The organism is Blastococcus sp. CCUG 61487 (assembly GCF_005222955.1).
Taxonomy (GTDB): Bacteria; Actinomycetota; Actinomycetes; order Mycobacteriales; family Geodermatophilaceae; genus Blastococcus.
The window spans coordinates 1-376 of record NZ_LWUA01000126.1 but is presented as its reverse complement, the minus strand read 5'-3'; the positions used below and the strand labels follow the sequence as shown (position 1 = coordinate 376).

The following is a 376-nucleotide window of genomic DNA, read 5'->3' as shown; positions in this document are numbered from 1 at the left end:
TTGACGTGTCGGTACATGTGCTGCGGGACTGAATGCCGGTTTCTCGGGACGCGGATGCCGGGTGAGTCCCCTGGAGTGGTGTAGATCGGGCCCCTGGCCTCGGTGATCGTGTCGGTCACCTACGTCGAGGGGCCACCGCGTGAGGCTCTGTGAGAACCCGCCAAGGAACTCACAGAAGAGGACTCACACGATGGCCCTGGATCAGTCTGCCCTGCTCGAGTTGACCGATGCACTGCGCAGCGCTGACGGCGGCGAGGTGATGCGCCGGCTGCTGCACACGATGCTGCAGGCGTTGATCGACGCGGAGGCGACCGCGCAGATCGGCGCCGCGCCGCATGAGCGCACCGAGACCCGCACGACCCAGCGCAACGGCACC

At 66.8% G+C, this 376-nt stretch carries 1 protein-coding gene; it reads left to right on the top strand.

Features of this window, described 5'->3' with window-relative positions; translation table 11 throughout:
- Window positions 1-190 precede the first annotated feature (190 nt).
- Window positions 191-376: transposase (locus A6V29_RS08405; protein ID WP_170977769.1), on the top strand; the 186-nt coding region annotated here is incomplete at its 3' end.